Annotated in this window: 5 protein-coding genes; 2 read left to right on the top strand and 3 right to left on the bottom strand. The window is 44.7% G+C overall.

Going from position 1 to position 7,908, the window contains the following annotated elements; translation table 11 throughout:
* Positions 1 to 125 precede the first annotated feature (125 nt).
* A complete protein-coding gene (locus tag AACT18_RS16190) occupies positions 126 to 371 on the top strand; it encodes a hypothetical protein (RefSeq protein ID WP_017043657.1) in 246 nt (81 codons plus the stop codon).
* Between the two features lie 195 nt (positions 372 to 566).
* Entirely contained in the window at positions 567 to 3,323 is a 2,757-nt protein-coding gene (locus AACT18_RS16185) for an immune inhibitor A domain-containing protein (protein ID WP_094124946.1), read from the top strand.
* A 73-nt stretch (positions 3,324 to 3,396) separates the two neighbouring features.
* On the opposite strand, the gene AACT18_RS16180 is transcribed toward AACT18_RS16185, so the two are convergent.
* The 3 genes from AACT18_RS16180 to AACT18_RS16170 all read right to left on the bottom strand — a co-directional run bounded on the left by AACT18_RS16180 (position 3,397) and on the right by AACT18_RS16170 (position 7,726).
* Positions 3,397 to 4,257 (bottom strand): lipase secretion chaperone, encoded by an 861-nt coding sequence (locus AACT18_RS16180; RefSeq protein ID WP_094124947.1) that lies wholly within the window; start codon positions 4,255 to 4,257, stop codon positions 3,397 to 3,399.
* A 39-nt stretch (positions 4,258 to 4,296) separates the two neighbouring features.
* Complete coding sequence (locus tag AACT18_RS16175; RefSeq protein WP_094124948.1) at positions 4,297 to 5,238, bottom strand: lipase family alpha/beta hydrolase; 942 nt, start codon at positions 5,236 to 5,238, stop codon at positions 4,297 to 4,299.
* Positions 5,239 to 5,503: 265 nt separating this feature from the next.
* Positions 5,504 to 7,726, bottom strand: a complete 2,223-nt coding sequence (locus AACT18_RS16170; protein ID WP_094124949.1) for a leukocidin family pore-forming toxin — start codon at positions 7,724 to 7,726, stop codon at positions 5,504 to 5,506.
* Positions 7,727 to 7,908 lie beyond the last annotated feature (182 nt).

Raw genomic sequence — 7,908 nt, 5'->3', positions numbered from 1 at the left:
ACCAAATGTTAACTAGTTATGTTTAAAATATGATGTTATTTCAAAACAACAATTATTTACACTTGCTATGCGTATGACTGATATATAGATTGTTACGAATAATTCACACATTATATGGATATACTGTGAAACATTTAATTTATTTTTTATTAATTAGTTACTCATCAATTAGCCTTGCTCAATCTTCAGTTGATGATGAACGGTTGCTCGCCTCATTAATCGAACGAGGTGTGATATGTGAAGGGCTGACATCAGAACAGCAACAACAAGCACTTGCCCTTTATCTACAAAGAAAACACCACAAAGAAAAGTCTCTCAATTCGACAACTCATCAAGAAGAAGCGTGTATTTCTCCGCCGAAGAGCGACTAAATCACCCGTTCAATCTTCACTGAATAACACTCAGAAAACTTGCCTAGATAAGAATATACCAGCCACTCATTGCGTCCATGAATTCTATTTTATGGCGATGAAAGCCATTTATTCTCTATAGCGCTCAGTCGTATGGAAATCAGTTCAGTGAAATTGTTAATACCATAAATACAGAAAGAAAAATAAGGAAAGCAGATGAAACACATAAGGAAAACCTTGCTTGCGTCAGCAATGGTAACACTATTTAACGTCAGTGCTTATGCGCACACCCCGATTGATTTAGGGGTAGTCAATGAAGATAAACTCATTGAAATGTTAGTTCGTAACGGTGTTGTGGATGCCAATGCTACCGATGCAATCAAGCGCGATGCCTTGGATCGTTATTTAGAGCAGAAAATCAAATCGGGCTTCCACGGCGATGCGCAATTTGGTAAGCAAGCTCTTGAGCAACGCGCACGGGTATTAAAGACCATTGAAAAACAAAAAGGCCACCAAAAAGCCAGCGTTTTTGCTCTCGATATCAGCACCAAACGCACCGATAAGGTATTAGCGCTTTTAATTGATTTTCCCGATTTACCTTGGAACGATAACCGCCTGACCAAAGAGCATACTGAAATGCTCTATGCCAGCTACAATCCACCTCACTATCAAGATCTGCTTTTTTCCGATGCGGGCTATGCAGGCCCTAATGGAGAAAATTTCATCTCGATGCGTCAGTATTATGAAAGCGAGTCTGGGCAAAGCTACAGTGTGGCCGGGCAAGCCGCAGGTTGGTATCGCGCGTCTAAAAACGCCGCGTTTTACGGGGGCAACTCTGCAACAACAGACAAAGATATGAATGCGCAAGAGTTGGTGCGCGAAGCACTGAACCAACTGGCGCAAGACCCTAGTATTAATCTGGCCGATTACGATATTGAAGATCGTTACGATTACAATGGTAATGGCAACTTCCGCGAACCGGACGGCGTAATCGATCACTTGATGGTGTTCCATGCATCCGTTGGTGAAGAAGCCGGCGGCGGTGTGCTTGGACCTGACGCTATATGGTCCCACCGTTATAATCTCGGCCAACCTTATGTCCTTCAAGGCACAAAAAGTACGCTTCCAGATCGCTTTAACGGCCAATATGCCGCCTTTGATTACACCATGCAACCGATTGATGCGGCCGCTGGGGTTTGCGCACACGAGTATGGCCACGATTTAGGTTTGCCTGACGAATACGATACCCAATACACAGGTAAAGGTGAGCCAGTTTCTTATTGGTCCATCATGTCTTCTGGCAGTTGGGCCGGAAAAATTGGCGGAACACAACCGACGGCATTCAGCTCTTGGTCTAAACAGTTCTTACAAAAAGCGGTCGGTGGTCGTTGGATCAATGACGATCAAATTTCGATTGCAGAGTTAGAGAAAAATCCTCGCGTATTTACCCTATTCCAAACCACTGACAATGCTCGACCAAATATGGTGAAGATTGATTTACCACTGAAGCGTGTTGATGGGGTGAAGCCTTATCAAGGTTCGTCCGCTTTTTATTCAAACCGAGGCGATGATCTGAAAAATAGCATGTCTCGTAAGCTTTCTATCCCTACAGGTGAACAAGCTACGCTGAATTTTAAAGCATGGTATCAGATTGAAAAAGACTACGACTTTGCACGCGTACTGATCAATGGTAAAGCGATTGCAGGTAACATCACCACCATGGATGACCCGTACAATACAGGGCTTGTACCTGCTATTGCTGGTCAATCGGATGGCTGGGTCGATGCGATATTTGACGTCTCCCAGTGGGCAGGCCAAGAAGTGACACTCAGCTTTGACTATGTCACTGATGGCGGCTTAGCCATGGAAGGTCTTTACCTTGATAACCTACAGTTAGAGGTAGACGGGCAGCAAACCCTTATTGATGATGCCGAAGGAACATCCACCTTCGCCTTTAAAGGTTACACCACCAACAATGGCTTCCATGAAGCGCCACACTATTATTTACTGCAATGGCGTAGCCACAATGACGTCGACCAAGGCTTAGCCAATATCAAACGCATGGGCCAGTTGATGACTTTCGAACCCGGCCTACTGGTTTGGTATGTGGATGAATCTTACACGGATAACTGGGTAGGTAACCACCCAGGTGAAGGTTGGTTAGGTGTCGTCGATGCGGATCAAAACGCATTGGTTTGGTCAAAAACCGGTGAGGCCGCACAAACGCGCTTCCAAGTGCGAGATGCAACCTTCTCATTGCAAGATCAAACACCTCTACGTTTAGTCGCTGCCGATGGTGATGTGCTCGAAGACACAAGCTTAATCGGTAATGGTAATTTCTCTGATGGCGCGGATTACAGCTCACCATTAGTACCAGATGCTGGGCGTAAGTTAACGGAATTTGGCTTGATGATCGACATCCTCAACCAAGGCCAAGACAATGAGTACGGCGTAATTCGCTTATCAAAAGTCAGCGAACAAAACCAAGCTCCTGTCGCCAACTTTGAGCTTAAAACCGACGGTTTATCTGTCAGTGCTCTCAACTACAGCCATGATGAAGATGGCGAGCTAGTCAGTTACGCATGGGATTTTGGTAACGGCCAAATGAGCAGCGAAATGGCGCCAAGCTGGAGCTACACCAAAGCAGGGCAATACACAGTAAGCCTAACCGTAACGGATGATAAAGGCGCAGCCAACACCACTACGCGCACAATACAGGTTGAAGTGCCTAACGCATTACCGCAAGCCAGTGCTAAATATATCCACCTTGGACGCTGGGTAACAATGTGGTCAACCAGCAGCGATAGCGATGGGCGTATTGTCGATACGGAATGGACCCTGCCGAATGGAAAAATAAAACGTGGCAAACTCTTCACCGCCATTTTCCCAAGCTCTGGAAAACATGAAGTGAAAATTAAAGTGATGGATGACAAAGGTGCAACAGTGACTAACACCATTGTGGTGAATTTGTAACCACCTATTCTATTTTCTCTTAGAGAACTTGAGCGCGGCTTCGGTCGCGCTCTTCTTTATTGGATAAACAGAATTAAAGCGATTGATCACTTAACCTTTCCAACGCCTCGACGCGTTTGAGTTGTTTGACCTCAAACGTTTGGGTACGCAGTTGCGTAATTTGCTGATTTTTTTCATCTTGGCTCAAGCGCGTATTTTCAAGCACCGCCGAACGCTGTTGTAGATAGTTTTCGAGATGCTGAGAAAACTGCTCTCGTTGTTCACTAAGCTGCGTTAACCGCTGTGCTCCTTGTTCGCCAACCAACTCGTTCCAAGCTAAGTATTGCTCTTGCGTGGACAAATGGCGACTCGCGTTGAGTGCTGGCAGTAGTTGTACATTGCGTTCACTGCGCTGAATGTATTCTGGCTGCTGCGCTAATAACGTTTGCCACTGCAACTGCTCATCATATGAATCGACTGCTTGAGCTTTAATGCGCAGCTTTTCTAATGCTAAATTTCGCAACGCATTCTCTTCACCAAACAGCATACTTTGCTGATCAACGTTAAAAAATTGACTTTGTATTTTCAGTAACTGCTGATTGATCTCAGCTAAGGTAGCAAGATCGAGATTGGCGATGGAAGCATTAGCCTCTAACTCAGCTAATGCTTGTTTGTATTGGATAAACTGTTCAAAAAGCATTGGATCGATCACCACGCCCTCATCCTGCTCAGCATGCTGGGCAATGCGCAGCTCAACCTCAGGTAATGAACTCTCTCCTAATGTAGAGATAAAATAGTGAATTAAATCAAGACTCGATGCGCTGTCTATCTCCGTATCTTGTTGAGATGGCGTTTGTAACGCGCTCTGTGATGATACTGGCTTTTGCAGAAAAAGCACCGCACCGATGCTCCCCAAGATGATCACGACAAAACCAAATAGTGCGGGCTTTTTCATAGCCAATCCTTATAAAGTTTGATGTTACAAAACTTGAAGTTATAAACCTTGAAGCTTCAATCGATTAGCGTGCTGGCGATACAAGGTAACGGGGTCAGTTTCAAAAAGGTGGTGTATCCCAAGCAAGCCGTTGATTTCATCTAAGTGGTTCATTTGGTAATCATCGCGGATCACCTTACCCAAGTGAGTACTGCATACGCCGACTAAACCATCATTAGGGCCATTAAAGACAAGCCCAGTCAACATCATCGCAGCATCAGTTGGGTCAAGGAGGTTGGTAAAGGTCGAAGATCCTGTCCACGAATAGTAATAAACACCATTGTCAGCCAGTAATTCACCATCACCACATTCACTGCTTGGAACGCCTTCTGGGTAGTATTGATTAAACGCTAGCGAACCTTGGGTAGTTAAGGCTTCTAAGGAGGCTAAAGGATCTTGCTCTAGGTTACTTCCCCCAGAAAGAAGGCCAACCAAACCCGCCAATCCTTGCGCCATTTTGACGGCAATCGCTTCAGAAATGGAGCCCTCTTTGATGTGCCCACGCACTAAATCTGCCACGATTGAGCCTTTATTCACGCCACCAATGCTAGTCACAGACGCCACAAGATCGGGCCGGACTGATGCAACATAACGAGCGGTTGGGGCCCCATGACTATGACCAATCAGATTCACTTTTTGAGCGCCCGTGGCGGCTAAAAGTGACTCCACTTGTTGCAATAGTTGTTCACCTCTCAGCTCAGAGCTGTTGGTTGCGGAGACTTGAGCCACGTAGACCTTTGCACCATCTTTCGTCAGTGATTGTGGGATGCTGTAGAAATAATCGACTCCGGCCAGCGTATCAAAACCAAATAAGCCATGAACTAACACAATAGGATACTGGGTTTGGGTATAGCCTGTCTTACTTAACGCCACAGTGCTGGTTGCCGCCAGCGCCGTGGTACTCAGCAGACAAAAAGCAGCAATAATAATCGTTCTTTTCAAAGTAAATTCCTTCTTATTGTAGTGCCTGGTTTAGGCGCGGCATACATCTAACCTACCGTTACCACACCAGAGATTAGACCTCTGAGGAGCACCCTAACTGTAGAAGAAAAGCACTTTATTTCATGTCATCTTGCCAGCTTCGTGAATGAATCGAAAAAAACAACAGATAAAATTAACATTACATTAACAAAAAGAGCACTCACGTTTTAGCCAACCAGGCCAAAAGCATGAGTGCTCTTTACTACGAAACGATGAAGGGATCGCGCTATTTTAAAATAAATTGAATACCATCGGCTAACCAACCTTCAGACCAAACCTTGACTTGCCGAATGGCCGATCCGGCTGGCAGCTCAAACACTTCATCGTGGGTACTGATTGCGTAGTCTTTTGACCCCACTACTTTGGTTGAACCATCATCAAGCTTAAAAGCTATACGAAGTAAATGGTTGCCACCGTACTTGAACTCACCGGAAGTAACGGTTATTTGCGTAACGCGTTTCAGATCAATTTCAGTCAAACTACCACTTTCACCGCCTTGCATCGCATTGGCTTGCGTACCAATTGCATCAATCGCAGCACCATGGCGAATATACAGTATCCCCGATTGACCAACATCTTGTAAGGCTAATGGACCCGATGTAAACCCAAATACGGCCGATTCACTATCTGAATGAAATACGTTGGTGTAAGCGGTAATGGTGCGCACACTTACCTGATCATTGCCATCAGCATACAAACCTAACTCACCGCTGGTTTTATCATGACCAAGTAACTCATGAGAGAAAACATTACTCAGCTTATCGCTGTTTTCTATCCATTCCCAACGCTGACTTAAACTCGAACTACAGGTTTGTAATTGACCCAGTGATTGTCCATCCAAACATTGATGGATGTCGTTTGCACTCACATAACGACCTAACTGATCATAAATAAAAGATTGTGAGTTTTTGGTTTCATCACAGCTTGAGGCAGAGAGCGCGCCATTATCAGCCACATCAACGCAACGATTATTAAAGCTGCCCAATTGCAAATTCACTGGACGGCCGCCCGTGAATACTGGGTGCTCCCAATCGACAGTAAAGCTAGCACTTTTGCTCACTCTGCGGCGCGTCGTATTTTCAAAACCATGGTAGGACTGATGCCCACCTACAACATAATAATGCTTATAAGCACCGTTATAAATGGGACGAATATTGACCGAAGAGTCAATGGTGAACTCCGTTGTCCCTGTTGCATTAGGAGCGGCTTTATAGATCACATCCATTTTTGGTACAAAGCTCGCGTAACCAATCGGGTTAATGCGGTTGGTATCCACAGGATAAGTATTGACCCACAGCGCATCCGTAGAGCGATTCATCATCGATTCGGCAGTCGCGTATTGGCTACGATTCCATTTAAAGCTGACGTTTTGCGCGTTATTGGTGCTACGTTCAACACGATAATCGTGCGTTTTAAAGGTTAACCAACGGCTTTGGTTGTAGCTGGCATTGGCTTCTAGCTTGCCTTTAGGTCCATCAGCACTAACCTCGACACCACCACTCACCCCTAGCTGGAAGCCGGATACCTCTTTGACTTCATATTCGGCATTGAGATTTTCTCTCGGGAACGTTTTTAAGATCTGCGCTTTGTTGTTCGAAGAGTTAAATACAAATTGGTAGTCTTGGGCGATGGCATCGGTCGACCAGTCTCGGAAATAAGCATCTAATGTCGTGTAATCAGCACCCGATTGACGATAATCAAGACGGTCATTGAGATGGATCCCCGCACCCGTTGTATCATCATCTAAGCTGATGCGAACAATTTTCGCGTCCGGTGTCGCAGAACCAATGGTGCCATATTGTAATGAACGCTCTAAATTAACTCTATAGATCAAAGAGATATTCGGGTTATCGCAAAACACTCGCGTGCCTCGATCCCAAAGATGTGAGTTATTAAACGTACATTCATTATCAGTAATAGGCCGATTGACATTCAAATAAAACGCGACGTGTGGCAAAGAGTTCGTTTCCGAACCACTATTTGACACCATACTGGCCGTACTACGGCGCTGACGAGAATGGGCAATTGGGGTGGCTTCCAGTAGACGAATGTTGGCATCATTCTCGTCATCTAACGGTGTGAACAACAATTCTCCTTTGTGTTCACTGATGATCAAAAAGTCACTGGCAAACGCTAAGCCCAGTTTTTTCCTGAGCAGTGCTTTCGCCTCTGTCTTTTGCGACTCACCTTCAATCGTACTGAAATCGACAAAATAGCGCATATGTTGGTTCAGTACATCGTCACGCATCTGCATTAGTGTCGGGGGCTCAACCTCTCCTTGTAACCAATAGCTCGCATTGAAGTAATTGATTTGGCTGTCATCCTGAAGCTCACTGAACATTTCAATGGCCAAACCTTGCGGCTGATTCACGTCAGCTTGAGCGGTGTTCCATACCAAGCCTGACATAATGGCAATAGCGCTAAGTGCTTTTCTTCTGTTTATTGACATATAAACCTCGTAAGCATTTTATTGTTATCACGGTATTTAAAAGAAAATGAATACCCATTTTTTATTTTTTCAGACCACAAAATAAAAGAACATTGGTTTTTTGGCACCTTTGTGGCGAATTATTAATAGATCTTAAAATAACAAACACAAAGAGAAATGATTTTTAATGTGGCTTAAAATCA

Origin of the sequence: Vibrio sp. V04_P4A5T148 (genome assembly GCF_963875605.1) — a bacterium.
Classification (GTDB): domain Bacteria; phylum Pseudomonadota; class Gammaproteobacteria; order Enterobacterales; family Vibrionaceae; genus Vibrio; species Vibrio anguillarum.
This window is presented reverse-complemented; position numbering and strand designations above follow the sequence as displayed.